The organism is Marinomonas posidonica, from assembly GCF_043643765.1.
Classification (GTDB): Bacteria; Pseudomonadota; Gammaproteobacteria; order Pseudomonadales; family Marinomonadaceae; genus Marinomonas; species Marinomonas posidonica_A.
Map to the genome: position 1 here is coordinate 55,377 of NZ_JBHZSP010000003.1, position 23,546 is coordinate 78,922.

General features: G+C 45.0%; 23 protein-coding genes. 16 read left to right on the forward strand and 7 right to left on the reverse strand.

What is annotated here, in order from left to right; genetic code table 11:
* Window positions 1-57 precede the first annotated feature (57 nt).
* The 3 genes from ACHUFM_RS04245 to ACHUFM_RS04255 all read left to right on the forward strand — a co-directional run bounded on the left by ACHUFM_RS04245 (window position 58) and on the right by ACHUFM_RS04255 (window position 1,871).
* Window positions 58-432 (forward strand): DUF1499 domain-containing protein, encoded by a 375-nt coding sequence (locus ACHUFM_RS04245; RefSeq protein WP_394179882.1) that lies wholly within the window; start codon window positions 58-60, stop codon window positions 430-432.
* Window positions 429-713: a DUF1294 domain-containing protein gene (locus ACHUFM_RS04250; protein WP_394179884.1), complete on the forward strand. Its 285-nt coding sequence runs from the start codon at window positions 429-431 to the stop codon at window positions 711-713. The genes ACHUFM_RS04245 and ACHUFM_RS04250 overlap by 4 nt, the downstream gene beginning before the upstream one ends.
* Before the next feature lie 159 nt (window positions 714-872).
* Window positions 873-1,871, forward strand: coding sequence for a branched-chain amino acid aminotransferase (locus ACHUFM_RS04255; RefSeq protein ID WP_063333052.1), 999 nt, complete (start codon window positions 873-875; stop codon window positions 1,869-1,871).
* Window positions 1,872-1,992: 121 nt separating this feature from the next.
* On the opposite strand, the gene ACHUFM_RS04260 is transcribed toward ACHUFM_RS04255, so the two are convergent.
* A complete protein-coding gene (locus ACHUFM_RS04260; RefSeq protein ID WP_394179886.1) occupies window positions 1,993-2,535 on the reverse strand; it encodes a hypothetical protein in 543 nt (180 codons plus the stop codon).
* A gap of 168 nt (window positions 2,536-2,703) precedes the next feature.
* On the opposite strand from ACHUFM_RS04260, the gene ACHUFM_RS04265 reads away from it, so the two are divergent.
* Window positions 2,704-2,982: a hypothetical protein gene (locus tag ACHUFM_RS04265; protein ID WP_063333054.1), complete on the forward strand. Its 279-nt coding sequence runs from the start codon at window positions 2,704-2,706 to the stop codon at window positions 2,980-2,982.
* Window positions 2,983-3,055: 73 nt separating this feature from the next.
* Here the strand turns inward: ACHUFM_RS04265 and ACHUFM_RS04270 are convergent, their stop codons facing one another.
* Window positions 3,056-3,565: a CpxP family protein gene (locus ACHUFM_RS04270; protein WP_394179889.1), complete on the reverse strand. Its 510-nt coding sequence runs from the start codon at window positions 3,563-3,565 to the stop codon at window positions 3,056-3,058.
* Between the two features lie 179 nt (window positions 3,566-3,744).
* Between ACHUFM_RS04270 and ACHUFM_RS04275 the strand changes: the two genes are divergently transcribed.
* Together ACHUFM_RS04275 and cpxA are read left to right on the forward strand one after the other, a co-directional pair.
* Complete coding sequence (locus ACHUFM_RS04275) at window positions 3,745-4,434, forward strand: response regulator (protein ID WP_394179891.1); 690 nt, start codon at window positions 3,745-3,747, stop codon at window positions 4,432-4,434.
* Window positions 4,434-5,819 (forward strand): envelope stress sensor histidine kinase CpxA, encoded by a 1,386-nt coding sequence (gene cpxA, locus ACHUFM_RS04280; RefSeq protein ID WP_394179893.1) that lies wholly within the window; start codon window positions 4,434-4,436, stop codon window positions 5,817-5,819. Before ACHUFM_RS04275 ends, cpxA begins: the two co-directional genes overlap by 1 nt.
* A gap of 94 nt (window positions 5,820-5,913) precedes the next feature.
* On the opposite strand, the gene ACHUFM_RS04285 is transcribed toward cpxA, so the two are convergent.
* From ACHUFM_RS04285 to ACHUFM_RS04300, 4 genes are all read right to left on the reverse strand, one after another.
* Window positions 5,914-7,206 carry an NCS2 family permease gene (locus tag ACHUFM_RS04285; protein WP_394179895.1) on the reverse strand — a complete coding sequence of 431 codons (1,293 nt, stop codon included), beginning with the start codon at window positions 7,204-7,206 and terminating at the stop codon, window positions 5,914-5,916.
* 121 nt (window positions 7,207-7,327) lie between these two features.
* Window positions 7,328-7,618 (reverse strand): Dabb family protein, encoded by a 291-nt coding sequence (locus tag ACHUFM_RS04290; protein WP_394179897.1) that lies wholly within the window; start codon window positions 7,616-7,618, stop codon window positions 7,328-7,330.
* A gap of 20 nt (window positions 7,619-7,638) precedes the next feature.
* Window positions 7,639-8,949 (reverse strand): flavin-dependent oxidoreductase, encoded by a 1,311-nt coding sequence (locus ACHUFM_RS04295; protein WP_394179899.1) that lies wholly within the window; start codon window positions 8,947-8,949, stop codon window positions 7,639-7,641.
* Between the two features lie 89 nt (window positions 8,950-9,038).
* A complete protein-coding gene (locus tag ACHUFM_RS04300; protein WP_394179901.1) occupies window positions 9,039-9,932 on the reverse strand; it encodes a TraB/GumN family protein in 894 nt (297 codons plus the stop codon).
* A 494-nt stretch (window positions 9,933-10,426) separates the two neighbouring features.
* On the opposite strand from ACHUFM_RS04300, the gene ACHUFM_RS04305 reads away from it, so the two are divergent.
* The 10 genes from ACHUFM_RS04305 (at window position 10,427) to ACHUFM_RS04350 (ending at window position 22,286) form a co-directional block, all read left to right on the forward strand.
* A complete protein-coding gene (locus ACHUFM_RS04305; protein ID WP_394179903.1) occupies window positions 10,427-12,232 on the forward strand; it encodes an acyl-CoA dehydrogenase C-terminal domain-containing protein in 1,806 nt (601 codons plus the stop codon).
* Window positions 12,233-12,295: 63 nt separating this feature from the next.
* Window positions 12,296-12,610 (forward strand): SCP2 sterol-binding domain-containing protein, encoded by a 315-nt coding sequence (locus ACHUFM_RS04310; protein WP_394179905.1) that lies wholly within the window; start codon window positions 12,296-12,298, stop codon window positions 12,608-12,610.
* Window positions 12,611-12,707: 97 nt separating this feature from the next.
* Window positions 12,708-14,405: an AMP-binding protein gene (locus ACHUFM_RS04315; RefSeq protein WP_394179907.1), complete on the forward strand. Its 1,698-nt coding sequence runs from the start codon at window positions 12,708-12,710 to the stop codon at window positions 14,403-14,405.
* Window positions 14,406-14,477: 72 nt separating this feature from the next.
* Window positions 14,478-15,044 (forward strand): DUF2889 domain-containing protein, encoded by a 567-nt coding sequence (locus ACHUFM_RS04320; RefSeq protein WP_394179909.1) that lies wholly within the window; start codon window positions 14,478-14,480, stop codon window positions 15,042-15,044.
* Window positions 15,041-15,793, forward strand: a complete 753-nt coding sequence (locus ACHUFM_RS04325) for an enoyl-CoA hydratase-related protein (RefSeq protein ID WP_394179911.1) — start codon at window positions 15,041-15,043, stop codon at window positions 15,791-15,793. The genes ACHUFM_RS04320 and ACHUFM_RS04325 overlap by 4 nt, the downstream gene beginning before the upstream one ends.
* A gap of 232 nt (window positions 15,794-16,025) precedes the next feature.
* Window positions 16,026-16,778, forward strand: a complete 753-nt coding sequence (locus ACHUFM_RS04330; RefSeq protein WP_394179913.1) for an electron transfer flavoprotein subunit beta/FixA family protein — start codon at window positions 16,026-16,028, stop codon at window positions 16,776-16,778.
* A complete protein-coding gene (locus ACHUFM_RS04335; protein WP_394179915.1) occupies window positions 16,775-17,704 on the forward strand; it encodes an electron transfer flavoprotein subunit alpha/FixB family protein in 930 nt (309 codons plus the stop codon). The genes ACHUFM_RS04330 and ACHUFM_RS04335 overlap by 4 nt, the downstream gene beginning before the upstream one ends.
* Before the next feature lie 83 nt (window positions 17,705-17,787).
* Entirely contained in the window at window positions 17,788-19,938 is a 2,151-nt protein-coding gene (gene fadB, locus ACHUFM_RS04340; RefSeq protein WP_394179917.1) for a fatty acid oxidation complex subunit alpha FadB, read from the forward strand.
* Between the two features lie 26 nt (window positions 19,939-19,964).
* Window positions 19,965-21,140, forward strand: a complete 1,176-nt coding sequence (fadA, locus tag ACHUFM_RS04345; RefSeq protein ID WP_394179919.1) for an acetyl-CoA C-acyltransferase FadA — start codon at window positions 19,965-19,967, stop codon at window positions 21,138-21,140.
* Window positions 21,141-21,317: 177 nt separating this feature from the next.
* Window positions 21,318-22,286 carry a D-2-hydroxyacid dehydrogenase family protein gene (locus tag ACHUFM_RS04350; protein WP_394179921.1) on the forward strand — a complete coding sequence of 323 codons (969 nt, stop codon included), beginning with the start codon at window positions 21,318-21,320 and terminating at the stop codon, window positions 22,284-22,286.
* Between the two features lie 3 nt (window positions 22,287-22,289).
* Here ACHUFM_RS04350 and codA read toward each other — a convergent pair whose 3' ends face one another.
* Window positions 22,290-23,540 (reverse strand): cytosine deaminase, encoded by a 1,251-nt coding sequence (gene codA, locus ACHUFM_RS04355; RefSeq protein WP_394179923.1) that lies wholly within the window; start codon window positions 23,538-23,540, stop codon window positions 22,290-22,292.
* Window positions 23,541-23,546 lie beyond the last annotated feature (6 nt).

Sequence of the window (23,546 nt, forward strand, 5' to 3'; positions counted from 1 at the left end):
GTGCAATGAAGCAATACCACCGTAATATTGATGGCTATTTGTAGTAGAGGAATGGATATGGCAAAACTGGGTGTAAATCAAGGTCAACTAGCGGCTTGTTCGAATAAGCCGAACTGCGTAAGCAGTCAAGCACAAGACAGAGAGCATTATATTGATCCATTGTTGTTTCATGGCAATCAAGAGAATGCACATCAGGCGATTATAGCCATTTTGCAGCAGACTAAACGTGTGAACATCGTGACCAAGGAAGCAAACTATTTGCATGCTGAGTTTAAATCCGCCTTGTTTCGCTTTGTTGATGATGTGGAATTTTACTTTGTTGAAGAGTCACCGAGCTTGACGACCATTCACATTCGCTCAGCTTCTCGGGTAGGGTATTCCGATTTGGGGGTAAATCGTAAGCGTATGGAGTCGCTTCGAGCACAATTATGATGTTCAGCTTGATGTGCGCTTGGTATGCTTTTTTCAATCTTTTGGCTATTCTGGCTTACGGTTTTGATAAATACGCGGCGATACGTGGCCATTGGCGAGTTCAGGAATCTACCTTGCATTTATTGTCTTTGCTGGGTGGCTGGATTGGGGCGTTAATGGCGCAACGTTTATTTCGTCATAAGCGAAGTAAACAGCGTTTTATGTTGGTGTTTTGGGGAAGTGTGTTTGTCAATTTACTGGGATTGTTCTTGGTCTTAAGCCAATGGTCGGCTTTTATGTAACCAATATGTCAAAAAATATTGAGTATTTCATTTTATTTTCTTCCTAACCTCAGATTTGCTTCCTTCAAACTCGGTTCCGTTTTACTATTTATTCATTGAATGAGTCCTTTTTTAAAGTGGCTCATTCTGTCTTTATTAAACTCAATTTAGGAAACAGTAATGGCGGCTTTTGGTAGCGTTTTTATGCCTAAGATGGCATTAGCGACATTCGAAAATAATCAGTGGAGTGAAGCAAGTATCGTAGCGGCGGACAGCATTCAAATGCATCCAGGTGCGCACGTCTTGCATTATTCTAGTACCTGTTTTGAAGGTTTGAAGGCATTCCGCCACGAAGATGGTAGTGTGCATGTGTTTCGAATGGACCAAAATATCAAACGTTTGGCGCAAAGCAGTCGTTTGTTGTTTTTGCCAGAATTCGATGAGGCAGCCGTTTCGAAAATGATCTTAGATGTGGTCGCAGAATATGCAGAGGATGTACCTACGCCTCCAGGTTCTATGTACATTCGACCAACTCATATTGGTACCGAAGCCGCCATCGGTAAAGCCGCTGCGCCAACGGCTTCTTCTATGTTGTATGTATTGTTGTCTCCAGTTGGGGATTATTTTACGGGTGGGGCTAAAGCGTTACGTTTGTTGTTGGATGAAAACGGCATGCGTTGTGCGCCTCATATGGGAATGGTGAAAAGTGGTGGTAACTATGCCAGCGCATTGGGGCCTATCGCCAAAGCACAAAAAGAAGTACAAGCGGATCAAATCCTGTTTTGTCCAAATGGTGATGTACAAGAGACTGGTGCAGCTAACTTCTTATTGATTGACGGTAACGAAATCATCACCAAAGGATTGGATACTAGTTTCCTACATGGTGTGACACGTTCATCCATTTTGACTCTGGCAAACGATTTAGGCATGACGGTATCAGAGCGTGATCTTACCGTTGATGAGCTACTTGAGCGTGCCGCTAAGCCAGAAGTGGAAGCGGTGTTGTCTGGTACAGCCGCGGTACTGACATCTGTGGGTACTTTTATTCACGATGGTAAAGACTTTAAAGTCGGCAGTGGCGAACCTGGCCCTATTGCACAGAAGCTTCGCCAAGCATTGAATGATATTCAATGGGGTAAGGCAGAAGACAAACATAATTGGCTAACGAAAGTCGTATAAGTCTTTTGTTTTAGAGAAAAAAGTCTGAAAGACAAAAAACGCCTGATGACACTCACTTAAGTGGATGCCATCAGGCGTTTTTGTGTTTAGGTATGAAACCCCTTTTTTTAACGCTTTGGTTTTAGAAACTTAAGCGTAATGAGGCGAACATGGCATCGTAGTTATAGCCTGCAATTTCTGCCGTGTCGTAGTTGGCTGCAACGGAAAAGTTTTTTGTGACATAGTAGCGAGCGGCCACAGCAAAGCTGGAATCAGTGTCTGAGAAAACGTCGTCGTATTTGAATTTACCTTCCAATTCCACTCGATCTGAAATGGTGGTGCGAACACCTGCTGTGATCCGAAAGCCGGTTTCGTCATTGCGGCCAAGATCCACTTGGACATACTGTAACTGACCGAAAATGTTGGATTGACTGCCTACACCGGAATACATACCGGCACCAACGGCCATCACATCTAGGCTGCCATATTCGGTTGATTCGAATGCGACGTAAGGTCCCGCTGAGGTTTCAAATGCACCAGAAAGGGAAGTGTAGCCATCATCAGAAGAGCTAACGTCTACTTTACCAAATCCATAATCAAGGTAGGTAAATAATGATTCTGCATAAGTGCCTGTAGAGAGAGTAACGGCAGCTGTGGCTAAACTCGATAACAAAATCTTTTTCATTTTTTTCTCCATTATATTAGTAAATGAAAACAGTTTGTCTGTGTATTTCTATATCGACGATGAGACTGGGAAGTTTAATCACAATTTGGTTTTATTTTGATGACAGTTGGTTTTTTTTGATTGATGATATTAGGCAAAATACATTAATGACGTAATTGGGATCGAGTTATGAAAGTGGTATTGGAAAAGTTATGTTCACCTATTTTAAACCTCTTTGAGGGTGGTGAAGGGGCGTATGATTACAAACCATCCCATCGTAAAGTGCTCATCACCTTAGGGATACTGTGTCTGGTCATTGGCGCCATTTCGATTTATGTGGCTTTGGTGACAGGGCAATTCGCAGGAATGATTCCAATTGTATTATTCTGTGGTACCGGTTTGGTGTGTGAAGTGGTTGGTTTACTTGGTAGTGATCGTGCTGTTGCTCGTATTTGGAAACGAAACTAAATAATGGTCATGAGTTAATGATCGGGGTAAGAAAGGCAGCGGAAGCTGCCTTTCTAGTGGCCCAGAAGGAATCTTAGTGACGTTTACCTTTATGAGGTTTGTCAGCACAGTCTTCAGCGCGCTCTTGTTGAAGTTCGAAGAATTTCGCTTTTTGATCGGCGGTTAAGACGCTTAGCATTTTATGCTGTTGGCTTAACTTGTGTACTTGACGCTCAATGCGTTTTTCACTCATTTCTTTTACCAGTTCGGTGGCTTTAGCAGGGTTAAAGTTATCGGCCATCATCAGGTCTTTGAGCTGGTTCATATGTGCTTCACGCGCTTGCATGTCAGGTTTTGGAGCCTTATCAAACTCGGCTTTCATTGCTTCTCGGCTGTCTTTGCGCAACTCTTTCAATTGTTCTTTTTGGCTGTCTGTTAACGCCAATTCTTTCATTATGCCGCGGTCAAAACCGCCCATACGGCATTCTTGTTGTGGTCCTCGTGGGCCTTTACCATCTCTGTCGCCATGAGCAAAACTGCTGGTCGCGCCTAATGTTAAAGGTAGAACAAGGGAAGCGATAATAAGTTGTTTAGTGAATTTCATAGTTTGATCCTCAATATGATTAAAGGTTGCTCTCTTGGCAGTGCTCGACTGCATGTGAACTAGAATAGGATCTGCTAGGTAAAGCGCGGTCTAAGCATGGTAAAGTATCGTAAAGGATAAAATTTCAACGGGGTTTCAACGTAAAATAGATTTTAGGATCAGTAAGGTTTGAGAACGCGATGACACATATTTTAATTATTGATGACGATGTTGAATTGAGTGATTTGCTTAAAGAGGTGTTGTCATTTGAAAATTTTCAGATATCGACTGCTTACGATGGTTTGGCCGGATTAGCGACCATGAGTGAGTCCGTGGATTTGGTATTGCTGGATGTCATGATGCCGAAATTAAATGGTTTTGACACCTTGAAGCAGCTGCGTGAAAAATGGTCTGTGCCCGTATTAATGCTCACGGCTAAAGGCGACGAGATCGATCGTGTTGTCGGCTTGGAGTTAGGGGCGGACGACTATTTGCCTAAGCCATTTAGCGAACGAGAACTGCTGGCTCGTATTCGCGCCATTTTACGACGCACTCAGGTGGTTCCTGATGTTGAAAAAACTCAGGATGGCGTTTTGTTTCATGATTTAAAATTGTTTCCAGGTCGTTTAGAAGCCTATTGTGATGAGCAGTTGCTGGATCTGACGAGCACCGAATTTGCCTTGTTACATTATTTTGTTCAACACCCGGGAAAGGTGCTCACTAAGGAAGACCTGAGTCTTGAGGTATTAGGTAAACGACTTGCGGCTTTTGATCGTGCGGTCGACATGCATGTTTCCAATTTACGTAAAAAACTACCTGACTGGGACAATGGTAAAGCGCGCATTAAAACCTTGCGTGGTCGCGGTTATTTGCTGGTGGAGAGTGCTTGATGCGGTTGCCCAAAATCACCAGCTTGTATGGCCGAATTTTTGCCATCTTCTGGTTTACTATGTTTTTAATCGTGATGGCGGTATTGACGCTCCCTCATCTTGACCCGCGTAAGAGCCGGGCCATATCGCCACCTCATCATGATATGATGTTAAAAATGCGTGACCGGCTTGAGGAGCGTTATGCCGAAGTTCACAGCATTGCCCCTGTGATTGCTGTATTAGAAGGGCGCCCGTCACGTAATAAAGACAAAGATGATCGTCACATACGTATGTTCTTAACGGACCCAGACGGTAATGTGGTGACAATGGGTAAGCGTTCTGATTTTCTCGATCGTTCTTTGCGTAATTTTGTTTCCAGTATTGATAACCCCGACATACCTCGTCAGCGCTTATATGGCAAAATGATGTTTTCTGGTCCTATCCCAATTCATCTTGCACATCAAAACTATTATTTGATTATTGCTAACCGTTGGAATGAACCGCCGCATTTCTTATTACAGTTGTTTGATCATCCATTGCGTTTACTTTTGGTCGTAATGTTGGTAAGTACACCATTCTTATTATGGTTGGCATGGGCGCTTAGTCAGCCTGCTAGACGCTTAGAAGAGGCGGCCAAACGTGTTTCTCAAGGGGTGTTTAAAATCGATCCAGACTTGGAAAAAGGTACTCAAGAGTTTCGTCAAGCTGGAGCCAGTTTCAATCAAATGGTAGAAGCCGTCAACATGATGATCAGTCGTCAGCAACGTTTGTTGTCGGATATTTCCCATGAATTAAGGTCTCCTTTAACTCGGTTGCGTATGGCGCAGGCATTGGCATTACGTAAGCAAGGTGAGAGTGTTGAGTTGGAACGGATTGATATTGAAGCGCAACGACTGGAGCAAATGATAGGTAAATTGTTAGAGCTATCGAGTTTGCAAGTCGACAGCCATCTCACGCGCGAACGTCAACCCTTGTCGAGTTTATTGGAGGGTTTATTTGCGGACAGTCAATTTGAAGCAGAGCAAAGGCACAAGCAAGTTGAGCTACCAGACATTCCAGTCTGCGATATCATGTGTCATCCACAATTATTGATGAGTGCTTTGGAAAACATTATTCGTAATGCTATTTGCTATAGTCACAGCGTTGTTAAAGTGTCTCTAGAATTGCAGGACAAGCGTATCATGTTTTACGTAGAAGACGATGGCGATGGTGTGCCTGAAGATGAACTGGAATCCATCTTTAGACCATTTTACCGAGTGTCGACTGCACGTGATCGTCATTCTGGTGGTACAGGGCTAGGGCTCGCCATTACTGAAAATGCCATTCGTCAGCACAATGGTCACATACAGGCGAAGAAAAGTTCTTTGGGTGGCTTGATGATTGAAGTGGTGTTGCCTTTGTCCTAGTTCATTTTTAAAAATGGCAATGAACTGAAGCAATATTTAAGGAAAAAAAATGGGAAGCCAATTGGCTTCCCATTTTTTATGGTGGTCGCCAGTCTTATACGAAGATAAAGAACTTAGCGATAAACAGGGCTGCTAGAGCATATACGGCTAGGCTGACTTGCTTACCTTGACCGGACAGTAATTTGATGACCGCGTAACTGATGAATGACAAAGCGATACCATCGGCGATGGAGTAGGTTAGCGGCATAGTGAAAGCGGCAATTAATACAGGTGCAGCTTCAGAGATGTCATCCCACTCAACACGTGCCAAGCTGCTGGTCATCAACACAGCAACGTACATTAGTGCACCTGCTGTTGCGTAAGCCGGAATGGAACCTGCTAGTGGTGCAAAGAATAGGCTTAACAAGAACAAGGCTGCCACGACAACGGCTGTCAGACCTGTACGGCCACCAGCGGCAACCCCTGAGGCACTTTCAATGTAACTTGTTGTTGAAGAAGTACCTAAAGCAGCACCTGCAACGGTGGCAGTAGAGTCGGCTAACAAGGCTTTCTTCAAGCGCGGTAGGTTGCCATCTTTATCCAGCAAACCGCCACGCTGACCAACACCGACTAACGTGCCAGAAGTGTCAAATAGGTCAACGAAAAAGAACGCAAATACCACACTGATCATGCTGATTTGGAATGCGCCTTCAATATCCATCGCTAAAAAAGTAGGTGCGATGGAAGGTGGCATAGACACTAGACCGCCAAACTGATTTTGGCCAAGTATCATAGACAACACGGTGATAACCAAAATACCAATCATTACCGCGCCTGTTACATTAAGGTAAGCAAGTGCGCAAATAATGAAAAAGCCCATCAGACCGTAAATGGCAGAAGGAGAAGATAAGTCGCCTAGAGCAACCATAGTGGCTGGGTTCTTAACGATAATGCCCGCATTTTGCAAGGCAATCATAGCCAAAAATAAACCGATACCTGCTGCAATACCTAGCTTCAAAGAAGAAGGAATGGCGTTGATGACCCATTCACGAATGCGGAAGATACTGATGATGATGAACAAAATACCAGATAGGAAAACCGCACCTAGCGCTTGTTCCCAAGAGTAGCCCATGCCCAATACAACACCGTACGTGAAGAAAGCATTAAGACCCATACCTGGTGCCATCGCGATTGGGTAGTTGGCATAAAGGCCCATAATCAAACAGCCAATTGCGGCCGCTAGACAAGTGGCAACAAATACCGCGCCTTGGTCCATGCCAGCTTGCGCTAGAATGGATGGGTTTACAAAGATAATGTAAGCCATGGTTAGGAAGGTGGTAATACCGCCAACCACTTCGTTTCGCACGGTTGTATTGTGTGCTTTTAGTTGAAATAAACGTTCAAGCATTGATTTGCCTTAATTGTGGTTTATAAATTTGAGGGTTTAAAAAACGGCGTTAGTATAAAAAAATAAGGCGGATTTGTGCAGTTAATATTGAAAAAATATTAACTGCACAACATTGGCGGGGTCATTTATCGAAGTCGATGGCGCCAACATCGGCCACATGAGGGGCGTTGAACGCCATGATTGCTTGGTGTTCAGGGTGAACTTGATAACGACGTAAATCTTCAATGGAAGCAAACTGCATGTCCAATATGAGATCCCAACTGCGCGTTTCTTTTAACTCATCCCTGCCAATATGAAGTGTTTTAATATCATCAATGCGCTCTTTCAATGCTTGCATCTTTTCAACAAACGCGTCGATGTGATCGGCTGGTGTGTGGTCTTGGTATTTGATAAAGACATAATGTTGCAGCATGTTGATTCCTTATTATCAGGTTAAGACGCTTTTTGGTTGGCGCATTGTTTTTGAATGCTCACGTCTATGGTGGGGGCAGCATTATTAAGCGCTTCCATCGCATAGCCTGCCGCAGCTTTGTATTTGGCCATCAAATCTTGGCGTTCTTGTGCTGGAAAAACGGCTTCAATGTCATCAAATACCCCACCGCAGCGTTTATCTAGCTCATTCAAAATAACAAAGGGTCCGGCACCACGATTACGTAATACCACTTCGGAAATGCCAGCACACAAACGGTTATTGAAATCCGTTACTGCCGCTTGAGTGACACCAAATTTCAAGATGGAAGCACCCAGTTCGCGAGCATCGACAATGGCCTGACTTGCGCCATTGGAGCCAGTCGGGTACATGATGTGTGCAGCGTCGCCCATTAAGCAGACATGACCATCTACCCAACTTGGTACGGGGTCTCTATCTATCATTGGGTATTCGAATACTTCTTCCGCGCCTCGGAGTAAGCCTTGAATGTCGACCCAATCATAATCCCAGCCTTCAAAGTGATGAATAAAGTCTTCTAATTGGACTTTTTTGTTCCAGTCACCGCTGGTCCAGCCCTCAGAGTTGTCCATGGTAACCTCAGCGATCCAGTTGACGGTCGCTAAGCCAGTGTCAGGATTGGCAGGTGTGATAGGGTAGAACACGATACGATGATGATGAGTGCCTAAGCCGACAAAAGAAGCCCCAGTGCGAATCGGTTTTGCTTGTGTGGTGCCGCGCCACATCACCGCACCGCCCCAATGAATGGGCGGTTGTTGTGGATACATTTGGGCACGTACGGCAGAGTGCAAACCATCGGCGGCGATCAACAAGGCACCTTTAAGTTCAATTTTTTCCCCATTGGTTAAGGTAACCATGGCGATGACACCGTCCGTTGTATTCTGGTAATGAGTGACTTTATGGCCTGTTTTGATGGCGTCTTTACCAAGTCGATCAATCGCGGTGCGATATAGCAACATTTGTAACTCACCACGATGTACGGAATATTGTGGCCAATGATACCCAGCATCTAGCCCTCGAGGCTCACTGTAAACCTCTTTACCATTGAGGCCTACTAAGGTCCATTCCTTCGTTTGAATGCCAATGGTGTCGAGTAACGTTTGCTCTAACCCCATGTTATATAATTCACGCACGGCATTGGGTTGTATGTTTATGCCGACGCCAAGGGGTTTGAGTTCCGCTACGGATTCAAGCACTAAACAAGGTATGCCAATTTGGTGAAGTGTTAGGGCAAGGCTTAGGCCGCCAATTCCGCCCCCAGCGATTAAAACTGGCTTTTTGTTATTGGATGTCATAGTTGTTGTAGTCCACAGTTTTTGCTTTAAACGGTTATTATCCCTAACCCTGTTGCGGGATACAATCTTATTCATCCTGTCACCGATGGTCAGAGCTGCTCGACCCGATAACCGTTGTTTTTTAAGCTCTGTAATAGGCTATCTGGTCCTGCTAAATGTAAGGCGCCAACCATAATAAATTCGACTTCCGATGTACTGATTAGGTGTTCTATTTTAGTAAGCCAATTTTGATTCCGTTCGGCAATCAGGGTGTGATAAATGGCAGGGTAACTTTGTTGAAGTTCGTTTAACTCCTGTTTCGCTACCTTATCTAGGTGGCCATTGCGCCAGTTTTGTTTTAAGTCTTGCAACGATTCTGCCATGCCATTGATGTCTTCAAGGGTGTAGTTGATCAGATCATTTGGGTTGATTTGATTGAGGCTACTTAAAATGCGAATTTGCTCATCAGGCGTTTCTAACCATGACTGTGCTTTTTGATCCTGTTTGGCTTTCTCTGCATAGAAGGCATCGACGCCTATTTGGTCCATACCCAGCTGTTTGAGTGCTTGCATACTGAGTAATAGCGAAAGCCCACTGGGTGTAAAGTGTTCAATGGTTTCACTCGCAATGTTCTTAGATTGGAGATAGCGAAAGAGGTTGAGATAGGTTGGTTTGTCTAAAATGTGATGGATTTTTGTGTCATCAGAATAGGTAATGGTGTGTTGAAACTTTCGCTGGAAATGGGGTTGATTTAGGGCGGCGATGTCGGTTTCGAAAACGACTTTATCGGCGGCTGAGTAAGCTTGATCATAGGCGAGTGGTAATGGGTAATCCGAGGCGCTTAGTATATGAATGGTGCCACCTAAGTAGAGACTGTTGGTCTCATTGGATACTTTCCAAACGGAAGCGGCTTCTGCTTGTAATCCAAGCGTGGCTAACAGGGTTAACACGCTGTGTTTTAAGTTTTGCATAATAAGTGTCAGATCCGCCTTTATTAGTGCCACGTTGTGCCAATCAGTTCGCTCAATTTAAAGCGACGATTTGGTTGCCTTAATAAACGAATATTACAGCATAGGGTGGTGGGGGAAAGCCTCGTCCTAGTGTTTTCATATTTGTTGATTCGCTATTTTTATGAAATGACGAGGGGGATAAGCATGTAAAAAAACTCGGATAACAGTAAGTTGTGATGGTCAATGTTAGTGTTATTTCCGAATTTTCCTGGGTTGCTTCTGTCTTGGATAAATTATTTTTTAACGTTTCTTTTTTTTAATAAGTCATTGAAAATAATCGTTTTAATTTTATTTTCCAGAGTTGTTAATTGACTTGGATGACAAGTTGTTAGGGCAGCAAAAATTAAGAAATCATTGCTTGGTGTATTTTGTCATTAACTTTGGCATCTTTTGTTATTGAGAGAATGGCTGTTATAGACGACTCTTTCTAACATCGAAAGAGTTCATTTTGGAACTGTTCCAACAAAAACAATAAGAGGTCATAGGCCATGCCTGAATATAAAGCGCCCTTGCGCGATATCAAATTTGTCACAGAGGAAGTTCTGGATATTTACGGTCATTACGCAAAACTGCCCGGTGCTGAAGAAGCAACGCCAGATATGGTGTCTGCGATTCTAGAAGAAGGCGCTAAGTTTGCAGAGCGTGTTCTTTCTCCTTTAAACCGTGTTGGTGATCAACAGGGTTGTCAGTTCAATGATGGTGTTGTTACCACTCCAGAAGGTTTTAAAGAAGCTTACCAGCAATACGTTGAAGGTGGTTGGCCATCTTTGTCTCACCCTGAAGAAATGGGTGGTCAAGGTTTGCCAGATTCTCTGGGTATGTTGGTGACAGAAATGATTTCTACGGCAAACTGGTCTTGGGGAATGTACCCGGGTTTGAGCCATGGTGCGATGAACACCATCGAGCAACACGGTACCGATGAGCAAAAACAGACTTACCTAAGCAAACTCGTATCCGGTGAATGGACTGGTACCATGTGTTTGACTGAGCCACATTGTGGTACTGACCTAGGTATGCTGAAAACCAAAGCCGAACCTCAAGAAGATGGCAGCTATGCCATCAGCGGTACCAAAATCTTTATTTCAGCGGGTGAGCACGATATGGCAGACAACATTGTCCACATCGTTTTAGCTCGTTTACCTGATGCCCCAGCTGGTACTAAAGGCATCTCATTATTTATTGTGCCTAAGTTCAATGTTGATGACGCGGGTGAAAAAGCCGATCGTAACCAAGTGGCTTGTGGTTCTATTGAACACAAAATGGGGATTCATGGTAATGCCACTTGTGTAATGAACTTTGACGGTGCAAAAGGTTTCTTGATCGGACCGCCAAACCGTGGTTTGAATTGCATGTTTACTTTCATGAATGCTGCGCGTTTGGGTACGGCAATGCAAGGTCTGGCTCACTCTGAATGGGCGTTACAGAACTCTGTTGCTTACGCCAAAGATCGTCTGCAAATGCGTGCTTTGTCTGGTGCAAAAGCGCCTGAAAAAGCCGCCGATCCTATTATCGTTCACCCTGATGTGCGTCGTATGTTGCTGACTCAAAAAGCCTTCGCAGAAGGTGGCCGGGCGATGATTCATTATTGCTCTATGTTGGTGGATAGCACTAAGCATGGTAATAAAGAAGAGAAAGAAGAAGCGGAAGAGTTGATGTCTTTGTTGACGCCAATTGCTAAGGCGTTCTTGACAGAAACGGGCTTTGAAGCAGCTAACCAAGGTCTGCAAGTCTTTGGTGGACATGGTTTTATTGCTGAGTGGGGAATGGAACAAAACGTACGTGATTGTCGTATCGCCATGCTTTACGAAGGTACCACCGGTATTCAGGCGCTGGATCTATTGGGTCGAAAAGTATTGATGACGCAAGGGGCAACACTGCGTCGATTCACTAAAATGGTTCATAAGTTCTGTAAAGAGCACAAGGGCGATAAACGCTTTAAGTCTTACATCACGGCTCTGGATAAACTCAACAGTGAGTGGGGTGATGTCACCATGAAAATTGGTATGAAGGCGATGCGCAATAAAGAAGAAGTGGGCGCTGCGTCTGTAGATTACCTAATGTTCTCTGGTTATGTTGTATTGGCTTATTTCTGGGCACGCATGGCAGTTACAGCGAAAACTAAGCTAGAAGAAGGTACCGACGAAGTGGGCTTCTACACTGCTAAGTTGCAAACAGCGACTTTCTATTACGAGCGTATTTTGCCACGCACTAAAGCGCATGCTGAAGCCATGTTGTCTGGTGCTGATAATTTACTTGCAATGGAAGAAGACAATTTCTTATTTCTAAATGCTTAATGACTAAAGGGCACGCCACGGTAGGTGGTGTGCCTGATAAATAGAATATTGAAGAGGTATATTATGAGCGAAGCCAAAGCAGTTTTTGACGCGATGTTAGGACGTTTTGACGCAGATGAAGCGGATGACATGGAAGCCGTGTTTCAATTTGACTTAGATGATGCGGACAACTATCACTTAAGTATTGAGGATGGGAAATGTGAAATGGGTGAGGGGGAGCATGATGATCCAACCGTGACCTTAAGCATGGACTTGGAAACCCTTAAAGACGTAATGAGTGGTGAATTAGATGGCATGCAAGCCTTTATGCAAGGTAAAATCCGTGCAGATGGAGACATTATGCTAGCCACAAAATTGACGCAAATTTTTCCTCAATAAGTTGAAACATTGCGTAACGCTCTTAAGGCTCAACTGCTAAACTGTAGTTGGGCTTTTGCATTTCTCTCCAACATAAAAAAAACAACTGGAGCTTTTTATGACAATGGATACTTCTCTACATAACAACTCAGAAAACGAGAAAGTGCCAGGTAGTTATTTACCAGACTCGCTTAACCCTAATGGTTATCAAAGCCTTACTGATGTGTTGGCTTTGGCGGTTGAAAAATATTCGGACCTACCTGCTTTCACTAGTGTTGGTCGAACCATTACTTATCGTGAGTTGGACGAAAAATCGGATGCGTTTGCCGCGTATCTGCAAAACGAAACCAACTTATCTCCTGGTGATCGCATTGCTATTCAATTGCCTAACATCATCCAATACCCGATTGTTCTTTTCGGAGCAATGAAAGCGGGCATGGTCGTGGTTAATACCAATCCTCTTTACACACCAAAAGAGTTGGAACATCAATTTAACGATGCCGATGTGAAAGCTTTAGTCGTGTTTGCCAACATGGCGAGCAATGTTGAGAAAATTCTCGAAAAAACCTCGATCAAGCACGTTATCATCACGGAAATTGCTGATTTGCACTCCCCAGTTAAGCGTGTCTTGGTTAATTCTATTGTTAAATACGTCAAGAAAATGGTTCCTGCCTACAATATTCCGTCGGCCATTTCATTGAATGATGTGTTAGCAAAAGGACAGGGTAAGGCGGTCTCAAAAGTACAGGCAACACCACAGCAAATTGCCGTCTTACAATACACAGGTGGTACCACTGGGGTCGCGAAAGGGGCGATGTTGACCAACGCCAATCTGATTGCCAACATGTATCAGCTGTGTTCTCGTCTTGAGTCCATCATAGATGAGCGCACCGAAACTTACATTGCGCCTTTGCCTTTGTACCATATCTACGCGTTCCTGATTCATGGTTTGACCTTGTTGCAGCGTGGTGCACACAGTATTTTGATTCCAAATCCGCGGGACTTACCAGGTTTTGTTTCTGAACTTAAAAAGTGGAAATTCACCGGTTTTGTGGGCCTAAACACGCTTTTTGTTGGTTTATGCAATCGTGAAGATTTCCGAGCGTTGGACTTCTCTAGCTTGAAACTAACCTGTTCTGGAGGCATGCCTCTGACGCATGCGGCAGCCGACGAATGGAAACGCATCACTGGTTGCCAAGTAGTGGAAGGTTATGGTTTGACAGAAACGTCTCCCGTTGTGTCATTCAACCCTATTGGGCAAGAGCGCATTGGTACCATAGGTTTGCCTGTCAGTGATACTGACATCAAGATTCAAGGCGATAATGGTGAAGCTTTGCCACAAGGTGAATCTGGTATGCTGTGTGTGCGTGGACCTCAAGTCATGAAAGGGTATTGGAATCGTGAAGAGGCGACTCGTGACGTCATGACCGAAGACGGTTTCTTGATTACCGGTGACATTGCCATGCAGCACGAAGATGGTTACTTGCAGATCGTTGATCGTGCTAAGGATATGATCATTGTGTCTGGCTTTAATGTCTACCCGACAGAAGTGGAAGATTGTATTTCGTCTCACCCTGCCATTCTTGAGTCCGCAGCCATTGGTGTGCCCGACGACAAAACTGGCGAAGCGGTAAAAGCCTTCGTGGTGATGAAATCCGACGAAGCCATGGATATTAATACCCTGCGCGCATTTTGTAAGGAACATTTGGCTGCTTATAAAGTGCCGAAACACATCGAAGTGCGTACTGAGCTACCGAAAACAAATGTCGGTAAAGTTCTACGTCGTGCTTTACGTGAAGAAGAGATGGCTAGCTAAGGCTGGATCTCAAACCTAAGAGACGGCTGGTCTCTTAGGTGTTTTCTTTCTTTACGCCTTTTCTAGGAGAGAATGATGACGCAAGTGAAACGTCAGTTGTTGCATCGGCGTCGCATTGAGTCATATGGTTTTTTGCGTGATGACGGCTTGTGGGAAGTCGAAGCCACGATGCAAGACCTTAAGGCCCAAGATGTGCACCGCGAATACGATGGTAGCCTAGTTCCTAAAGACAGTCCTTTTCATGATATGTATGTGCGCCTCACGCTAGACGATAGCTTTCTCATTAAAGACATTGAAGTGTCTATGGATGCCTTTCCGTTCCCTGGTTGTGGCGGTGCTGTGCCTGCGTTTGATGTTATTAAAGGTACTCGTATTGGGGCTGGCTGGAACCGTTGGTTAAAGCAAACCTTTGCCGGTAAGTCTGGCTGTACCCATATTATGGAGCTATTGCCAGTAGCGGCAACAACGGCCTTTCAAACCATGTGGCAGCCGTTGAGCGAAAAGTACCCACAGCAGGTGCCAATTGCGATTGGTAAATTAGTGAATAGCTGTCAAGGTTGGGCGGATGATGGTCCTATGGTTAGAAAACTGGTGGATGAACAAGTACTAACATTGCCGAATGAGGAGCATCAGTCATGAGTGAATTTGTTACTCAAAGCATTGAATCTGGTATTCAATACATCTGTTTGAATCGAGTTGAAAAGAAAAACGCCATTACATTAGAGATGTATCAAGCGTTAACGCAGGCTTTGCAGTCTGCCCAGAATAATGCTGAGATAAAAGCCAGTATGATCTATGGCGCTGGGCCAGATTTTTCTTCAGGTAATGACATCAATGAGTTTCTGCAAATTGCTCAAACGCCAGATAAGATGGAAGCCATCATGGCGTTTTTGCAAATGTTGACGCGTTATCAAAAGCCTTTGATAGCAGGCGTTGAGGGGCGAGCTGTCGGTGTCGGTGCGACCATGTTGTTGCATTGTGATATGGTGGTGGCATCACGTCATGCTAAATTACAGTTTCCATTTGTGCAGTTAGGCTTGGTGCCAGAGGCCGCATCAAGTCACCTTCTTCCTCAATTAGTAGGGCATCAAAAAGCGTTTGAAATTCTGATCTTAGGGGATTTTGTTGAGTCTGATGAGGCCAAAAATATGGGTTTGATCAATCACTTATGTGAGCCTGGTGAAGCGTTTCAAGTGGCACAACGATATGTAGAAAGAGTCGCCGCGTTACCTATGGAGGCCGTTGCTCTCAGTAAAGATCTGCTCAAGCATCGAGCACAAGACGATGTGCAGATGGCCTTGATGCGAGAAGGGCGGATTTTCAAAGATAGATTAAAATCCAAAGAAGCCTATCAAGCTTTCGCTTCCTTTCTTTCTCGTAATAAATAAACACCTCAATGTGTCTATGAGCCTCACCTTTTGGTGGGGCTTTTTTGTTTGTACGGTATTTGTCATTTGTTTTATTAAATTCGGTCTAAACTCAAAGAGCGTAAACCGCTGGAATCACTTTGGAATTATCCTCTTGAATATTTTTGTTAGTTAACTGGCGCTTTTTTGTTATTGATGAAAATCGCTCTCAAACTAATATAGACTGCAAGAAAATAATAAATATGAGGGACTTATGAAAATCCTAGTATCTGTTAAACGAGTTATTGATTATAACGTTAAAGTTCGTGTCAAAGCCGACCATACTGCGGTCGATTTAACGAACGTTAAAATGTCTATGAACCCTTTCTGCGAAATCGCTGTGGAAGAGGCTATTCGCTTGAAAGAGAAGGGCGTAGCGTCTGAAGTCGTGGCGGTTTCTATCGGCTCTAAAGCTTGCCAAGAAACCTTGCGAACCGCCCTTGCGTTGGGTGCTGATCGCGCTATTCAAGTAGAAGCGGAAGACGATGTCGATTCTCTCTCTGTTGCGAAATTACTAGCGAAAGTGGCGCAAGAAGAATCGGCTGATTTGGTCATTATGGGTAAACAAGCGATCGATTCTGACAATAATCAGACGGGTCAAATGTTAGCGGCCTTATTGGATTACCCTCAGGCAACGTTTGCTTCTGAAATAGTGATCGAAAACGGCGAAGCGCAAGTAACACGTGAAATCGATGGTGGTCTGCAAACACTGGCTGTGACATTACCTGCTGTGGTAACGACTGACCTACGTTTGAACGAGCCGCGTTTTGCCTCTTTGCCAAACATTATGAAAGCCAAAAGAAAGCCTTTGGATGTGAAAACGCCTGCTGACTTGGGTGTGGAAATTCGCTCTAACGTGAGTGTGGTATCGGTTACACCGCCACCAGAGCGTGCTGGTGGTATCAAAGTAGGCTCTGTTACTGAGTTGGTAGACAAACTTAAAAATGAAGCGAAGGTGGTGTCATGAGTATTTTAGTCATTGCTGAACACGATAATAAGTCTCTTAAACCGGCTACTTTGAATACGGTGACTGCGGCGTCACAAATTGGTGGTGATATTCATTTGTTGGTTGCCGGTTTTGAATGCCAAACGGTTGTTGAACAAGCTGCAGCCGTAGCGGGTGTGGTAAAAGTTTTAGTAGCTGACAATCAAGCATACGAGCATCAGTTGGCCGAGAACACGTCTAAGCTGATTCTCGATGTGGCAGAAGGCTACACACATATTTTAGCGCCGGCCACAACAACGGGGAAAAACGTTTTACCTCGTGTTGCTGCTCTTTTAGATGTGGCTCAGCTATCTGATGTTATCAAAGTGGAATCAGCGGATACTTTTGTTCGTCCTATCTATGCAGGTAACGCTATTGCCACGGTTAAGTCTTCTGATTCCGTTAAAGTGATGACGGTTCGTGCGACAGGGTTTGATGCGGCAGCAAGCGAAGGTGGCAGTGCCGAACGTGAAGTCTTGTCACAAGTTATCGCGGCAGACAAGAGTCGCTTCGTAAAAGAAGCATTGGCAGAGTCTGATCGTCCAGAGTTAACCGCAGCAAAAATTGTGGTGTCTGGTGGTCGTGGTATGGGGAATGGCGACAACTTCAAACTATTGGAAGGTGTGGCTGACAAACTGGGCGCTGCCGTTGGGGCTTCTCGTGCTGCCGTCGACGCTGGTTTTGTACCGAATGATCTACAAGTAGGTCAAACTGGCAAAACCGTTGCCCCCGATCTGTATATTGCCGTGGGTATTTCTGGTGCCATTCAGCATTTGGCGGGTATGAAGGATTCCAAGGTGATTGTGGCGATTAACAAAGATGAAGAAGCGCCAATTTTCCAAGTGGCGGATTACGGTCTGGTAGCGGATTTGTTTGATGCTGTGCCAGAACTGGAAAGCAATCTATAAGTATTCCTTAGGGAAAACAATTTAATCTGGGCCCAGTTCATTTCTGTTGAGCTGGGTCATAATAAAAATAATTGGAGACCAGCATGATTTTCGAAGGACAAGCAGTCAAGGTTGCAGTCGATGATGCAGGTGTGGCAACCGTCACTCTGGATTTGGCCGGTGAGTCGGTTAACAAGTTTAACAGTCTTACGTTAAGCGAATTAGCAAAAGCCGTTAATGTTCTTAAACAAACTGATGACCTACAAGGTGTCGTTATTGCCAGTGCAAAAGACGTTTTTGTGGTCGGTGCCGACATCACTGAATTTACCTCGTGGTTTAAATTGTCAGATGAGGATTTGATTGACAAATTGCGCGATGCTCACAACATTTTTAACGACATTTCAAATTTACCTTGCCCAACGGTAGCTGCCATTAATGGCATAGCTCTTGGCGGTGGTATGGAATTGGTGCTGTCCTGTGATTACCGTGTGATGGCCGATTCGGCGAAGATTGGTCTTCCTGAAACGCAACTAGGTATCTACCCAGGTTGGGGTGGTACAGTGCGTCTACCTCGCCTTATCGGTGTCGACAATGCCTGTGAATGGATCTGTGGCGGTGCGCAAAAACGCAGTGCGGATGCAATGAAAGATGGTGCGGTTGATGCGGTGGTGTCGGCTGATAAAGTTCAAGGGTCTGCGCGTCACCTTATCCAGCAAGTAATCGATGGCAAGCTAGACTACAAAACACGTCGTGAAGAATTGCGTGCGCCAATGGAATTCACACCCATTGAAAAGATGATGATTTTCGAATCCGTTCGTGGTGTGGTTGGAGCAAAAGCCGGTAAACATTACCCAGCACCAATGGCAGCGATTAAAACCATGGAAAAAGGCATCAGCCAATCTATGGAAAAAGCCATTGAGACGGAAATTAAAGGTTTCATTAAGCTTGCTAAAGGGCCAGTAGCCAAATCTTTGGTGAACTTGTTCCTAAGTGATCAAGCCATTAAGAAAACCGCAGGCAAAGTATCGAAAGGTGCGACGCCAGTGAAACAAGCTGCGGTACTAGGAGCAGGTATTATGGGGGGCGGTGTCGCTTACCAATCTGCTTCGAAAGGCACGCCGATTATCATGAAAGACATTCGCCAAGAAGCATTGGATCTTGGTTTGAGTGAAGCGAACAAGTTGTTCAATGGCCAAGTTGAGCGTGGTCGTTTGACCACAGATAAAGCGCTTAAAGCCATGAATGGTATCACACCAGCATTGAGTTATGGTGAGTTTGAACACGTTGATCTAGTGGTGGAAGCTGTCGTTGAAAACGTGAAAATCAAGCAATCTGTTTTGGCTGAAGTAGAGGGTAAGATCGCTGATGACGCGATCTTGACATCCAATACGTCGACCATTTCCATCACAGAATTAGCGAAAGCCTTAAAACGCCCAGAAAACTTCTGTGGTATGCACTTCTTCAACCCTGTGCATCGTATGCCGCTAGTAGAAGTGATTCGCGGTGAAAAAACCAGTGATGAAGCAATTGCTAAGACTGTCGCTTACGCACAGGCTATGGGTAAAACCCCAGTGGTAGTAAACGATTGCCCAGGTTTCTTGGTAAACCGAGTTCTTTTCCCTTACTTCGCAGGTTTCTCTTTGATGATGCAAGAAGGTGCGGATTTCCAAGTGGTTGATAAGACTATGGAGCGTTTCGGCTGGCCAATGGGCCCGGCTTACTTGCTTGACGTAGTGGGTGTGGATACGGCTTATCATGCCGATCAGGTGATGGCGGATGGTTTCCCAGATCGTATGAAGCACGAAGGTAAAAATGCCGTTGATCGTTTGTTTGAGCTAGAGCGTTTTGGTCAGAAAAACGGTAAAGGCTTTTACGCTTACGAACCCGATCGTAAAGGTAAGCCGAAGAAAATCTTTAACGAAGACATTAATGAGTTGCTTGCCCCCGTTGTGACCTCTAAAACGGAATTGAGCGAAGACGATATTATCGCTCGTATGATGATTCCATTGTGCATCGAAACCGTTCGTTGCTTGGAAGAAAACATTGTCTCTTCTGCTGCTGAAGCGGACATGGGCTTGATTTACGGTATTGGTTTCCCTCCATACTTGGGTGGTGCTCTGCATTACTTGGATCAGATGGGACTGCAAGCATTCTGTGATCTTGCAGATAAATACAGCCACTTAGGTAAGTTGTACGAGCCAACCGCGAAGATGCGTGAAATGGCGAAAAACAACGAAACTTACTACAGCGCTTAATTGCCCAAAGGAAGAGGAGAATCTCCATGAAACTGAATCCAAATGATGTCGTAATCATCGACGCAGTTCGTTCACCTATGGGTAAATCCAAAAATGGTGTGTTTCGTAACGTGCGTGCGGAAAATTTATCTGCAGGTCTAGTAAAGGCCTTATTCAAACGTAATCCAGATGTTAATCCTAATGACGTCGAAGATCTGATCTGGGGCTGTGTAAACCAGACTCTAGAGCAGGGTTTTAATATGGCACGTGCGGTGTCTTTGTTGGCAGGTTTGCCAATCACTTCTGCCGCGCAAACCGTGAACCGCCTTTGTGGTTCTTCAATGTCAGCAATCCATACCGCGGCGCAAGCTATTATGACAGGTCAAGGGGATGTGTTTGTGGTAGGTGGTGTTGAGCACATGGGTCACGTAGGCATGATGCATGGGGTTGATGTGAATCCAGCATTGTCTAAGCACATGGCAAAAGCGTCCATGATGATGGGTGTAACAGCGGAAATGTTGGGCAAAATGCATGGCGTCAGCCGTGAAGCGCAAGATGCCTTTGCTGTTCGTTCTCATCGTCTTGCTCATGAAGCGACGCTTCAAGGTCGTTTTGATAACGAACTTGTCGCCATTGAAGGTCATGACGCAGAGGGTAATAAGATCTTAGTTGAAGTGGATGAGGTGATTCGCCCAGAAACGTCTATGGAATCTTTAGCGGGTCTGAAACCTGTTTTCATGCCAAAAGTAGGTACGGTAACGGCGGGTACGTCTTCTGCTCTGTCTGATGGCGCATCAGCGATGTTGATGATGTCGGCACAAAAAGCACAAGACTTGGGCTTAACGCCAATTGCCAAAGTACGCAGTATGGCAGTAGCGGGTTGTGATCCAGCGATCATGGGGTACGGTCCAGTACCAGCGACTAAGAAAGCACTTAAGCGTGCGGGTCTGACGATTGATGATATCGATATGGTGGAACTAAACGAAGCCTTCGCTGCGCAATCTATTCCTGTATTGAAAGACCTTAAATTGATTGATTTGGTTGATGATAAAGTCAACCTAAACGGTGGTGCGATTGCTCTTGGACACCCATTGGGTTGTTCTGGTACACGTATTTCCACCACTCTGCTTAATGTGATGCGTGATAAAGACGCAACACTCGGGCTTGCTACCATGTGCATCGGCATGGGGCAGGGCATCGCAACCGTCTTCGAGCGAGTGTGATGCTGATAACTTGTCGAATGCTACTTCGATAAGATCTATCTCTAACTTCTGTCTTTTGCCCCACCTTGTGTGGGGCTTTTTTTGTCTGCAATTCTGTTGACCATCGTGACACTGTGGTGATTCTGTATCATTATTATAGTGTCCCATCAAATTTCATAAGATATGAAGGAGCTGTGCGTGAAGATTGCCGTATTGGATGATTATCAGGACAGTGTCAAACATCTGACCAGCTTCGACTTGTTAAAAGACCATCATGTGGTGATCTTCAATGACACTTTCAATGAGGATGAATTGGTTGCGAAATTGGGTGATGTGGAGATCTTGGTACTGATCCGCGAACGGACTGTTATCACTGAAACACTGCTAAAACGACTGCCTAACCTCAAACTCATTAGTCAGACCGGTAAAGTCAGTAACCATTTAGACCCAGCATTGTGCCACCAGTATGGCGTGGAAGTAGCGGAAGGTGTTGGTTCTCCTGTGGCACCGGCTGAGCTTTGCTGGGCTTTGATCATGGCGGCGAGCCGTCACATCCCAACCTATGTGAATCAGCTCCAACAAGGAGAGTGGCAGTCGTCGAAAACCCTTGGTTTGGGGCGAACACTCAATGGCCAAACTTTGGGCATTTGGGGCTATGGAAAAATCGGCCAGCGCATTGCTCAATTTGCTAAAGTGTTTGGCATGCAGGTGATGGTTTGGGGCCGTGAGGCGTCACGTGAAAAAGCCATGGCGGATGGTTTCTTGGCGGCGGAGTCTAAAGCGCAGTTTTTTCAATGTGCCGACATAGTGTCGTTGCACTTGCGCCTCAATGAGGCCACCAAATATTGTGTGACCAAAGCCGATCTTGCTTTGATGAAAACCGATTCTTTGTTCGTAAACATCAGTCGTGCAGAGTTGGTTGAGTCGGGAGCTTTGTTTGACGAATTAAGTCGTGTGCCCAGTAAACGCGCCGCGGTGGATGTGTATGAAAATGAGCCAGCGAATGCCCAAAATGAACCCTTGTTAAGCTTGCCTAATGTTTTGTGTTCACCGCACCTTGGCTATGTTGAGTACAATAGTTACGAGCTGTATTTCAAGGCCGCTTTTGAAAATGCTGTGGCTTTCGCGGATGGAAAACCACAGAACTTAGTTGCTCACTCTCAATAAGCCTTAGTTTGTTTGTACGTAGTTTGGCGTGAGAATTTTTGCTGCTTGACGTTGCATAATGATCTCGCCAGCTCGTATTGACAGTAGCACCTCACCTTGGCGACGAATGACACTGTAATCGTCTTCGCCGTCCAGCAATATGCAGTTTGCCGCGTTACCAACCTTGATGCCGTAATCTTCTAAACACAAGGTTTTAGCGCTATTGTCAGTGATTAGGTCCAGTGCTTGTCGATAGTCTTGATAGCCCATCATTTGGCAAATATGCAGAGCAAAGTCTAAGGTTCTCAAAAGTTTGCCATTGCCCAAGGAATACCATGGATCAAAGATAGAATCTTGTCCTAAGCAGACATTCATTCCCGCTTCTAACAGCTCTTTTACTCGAGTCACTCCACGGCGTTTTGGAAAAGTGTCAAAGCGGCCTTGTAAGTGAATACTCTCCGTCGGACACGAAATGAAATGGATGTTTGAATTTTTCAGTAAGCGGAACAGCTTTGAACAATAGGCATTATCATAAGAATGCATAGCGGTCGTGTGACTGGCGGTGACCTTGTGTCCCATATCGAATCTGAGAGCTTCGTAGGCAAGAAATTCCAAGAAACGCGAGTTGGGATCGTCAATTTCATCGCAGTGAACATCCACCAAGCGATCGTACTTTCGCGCCAATCCGATTAAGGTTTTGACGGACTCTTCGCCAAGTTCTCTGGTGTATTCAAAGTGGGGAATGCCGCCGACCACATCGGCGCCTATTTCCAGCGCTTGTTCCATTAAGCTCAAACCGTTTGGGTAAGACAGCATGCCATCTTGTGGGAAAGCGACCACTTGTATATCGATTTTGTCTTTTAATTCATCGCGAATGGCGCAGAGTGTCTTTATGCCAATCAAACTTGGGTCTGTGGTGTCGGCATGGGTACGAATGGCTTGTACGCCATTTTGTACCAATAATTCAATGGTGGAGATGACTCGGCGACGAATGTCGGCTTCGTTGAGCATGGGCTTACGTTGACGCCAGCGTTCGATACCTTCAAATAAAGTGCCGCTCTGGTTCCACTCAGGTTCCCCTGCCGTCAGTGTGGCGTCTAGATGAATATGGGGTTCTACGAAGGGCGCACAAATGAGGTTGTGTTGTGCATCTATTTGTCCTTCAGTGACGCTAATCGTTTGTGTTTGCGCTGTTATTTTCGTGAAGAGACCATGTTCAATATCGAGTGTAAATAGCTCAGATTGGTGACGTAAACGGGCGTTGATAATCTGCATAAGTGT

Coding starts and splice junctions, on each gene's coding strand:
- ACHUFM_RS04265 (WP_063333054.1), top strand. CDS start 2,704: ATGAAAGTGGTATTGGAAAAGTTATGTTCACCTATTTTAAACCTCTTT.
- fadB (WP_394179917.1), top strand. CDS start 17,788: ATGATTTTCGAAGGACAAGCAGTCAAGGTTGCAGTCGATGATGCAGGT.
- ACHUFM_RS04250 (WP_394179884.1), top strand. CDS start 429: ATGATGTTCAGCTTGATGTGCGCTTGGTATGCTTTTTTCAATCTTTTG.
- ACHUFM_RS04305 (WP_394179903.1), top strand. CDS start 10,427: ATGCCTGAATATAAAGCGCCCTTGCGCGATATCAAATTTGTCACAGAG.
- ACHUFM_RS04325 (WP_394179911.1), top strand. CDS start 15,041: ATGAGTGAATTTGTTACTCAAAGCATTGAATCTGGTATTCAATACATC.
- ACHUFM_RS04330 (WP_394179913.1), top strand. CDS start 16,026: ATGAAAATCCTAGTATCTGTTAAACGAGTTATTGATTATAACGTTAAA.
- ACHUFM_RS04295 (WP_394179899.1), bottom strand. CDS start 8,949: ATGACATCCAATAACAAAAAGCCAGTTTTAATCGCTGGGGGCGGAATT.
- ACHUFM_RS04335 (WP_394179915.1), top strand. CDS start 16,775: ATGAGTATTTTAGTCATTGCTGAACACGATAATAAGTCTCTTAAACCG.
- ACHUFM_RS04290 (WP_394179897.1), bottom strand. CDS start 7,618: ATGCTGCAACATTATGTCTTTATCAAATACCAAGACCACACACCAGCC.
- ACHUFM_RS04285 (WP_394179895.1), bottom strand. CDS start 7,206: ATGCTTGAACGTTTATTTCAACTAAAAGCACACAATACAACCGTGCGA.
- ACHUFM_RS04255 (WP_063333052.1), top strand. CDS start 873: ATGGCGGCTTTTGGTAGCGTTTTTATGCCTAAGATGGCATTAGCGACA.
- ACHUFM_RS04245 (WP_394179882.1), top strand. CDS start 58: ATGGCAAAACTGGGTGTAAATCAAGGTCAACTAGCGGCTTGTTCGAAT.
- codA (WP_394179923.1), bottom strand. CDS start 23,540: ATGCAGATTATCAACGCCCGTTTACGTCACCAATCTGAGCTATTTACA.
- ACHUFM_RS04315 (WP_394179907.1), top strand. CDS start 12,708: ATGACAATGGATACTTCTCTACATAACAACTCAGAAAACGAGAAAGTG.
- ACHUFM_RS04320 (WP_394179909.1), top strand. CDS start 14,478: ATGATGACGCAAGTGAAACGTCAGTTGTTGCATCGGCGTCGCATTGAG.
- ACHUFM_RS04260 (WP_394179886.1), bottom strand. CDS start 2,535: ATGAAAAAGATTTTGTTATCGAGTTTAGCCACAGCTGCCGTTACTCTC.
- ACHUFM_RS04270 (WP_394179889.1), bottom strand. CDS start 3,565: ATGAAATTCACTAAACAACTTATTATCGCTTCCCTTGTTCTACCTTTA.
- cpxA (WP_394179893.1), top strand. CDS start 4,434: ATGCGGTTGCCCAAAATCACCAGCTTGTATGGCCGAATTTTTGCCATC.
- ACHUFM_RS04310 (WP_394179905.1), top strand. CDS start 12,296: ATGAGCGAAGCCAAAGCAGTTTTTGACGCGATGTTAGGACGTTTTGAC.
- fadA (WP_394179919.1), top strand. CDS start 19,965: ATGAAACTGAATCCAAATGATGTCGTAATCATCGACGCAGTTCGTTCA.
- ACHUFM_RS04275 (WP_394179891.1), top strand. CDS start 3,745: ATGACACATATTTTAATTATTGATGACGATGTTGAATTGAGTGATTTG.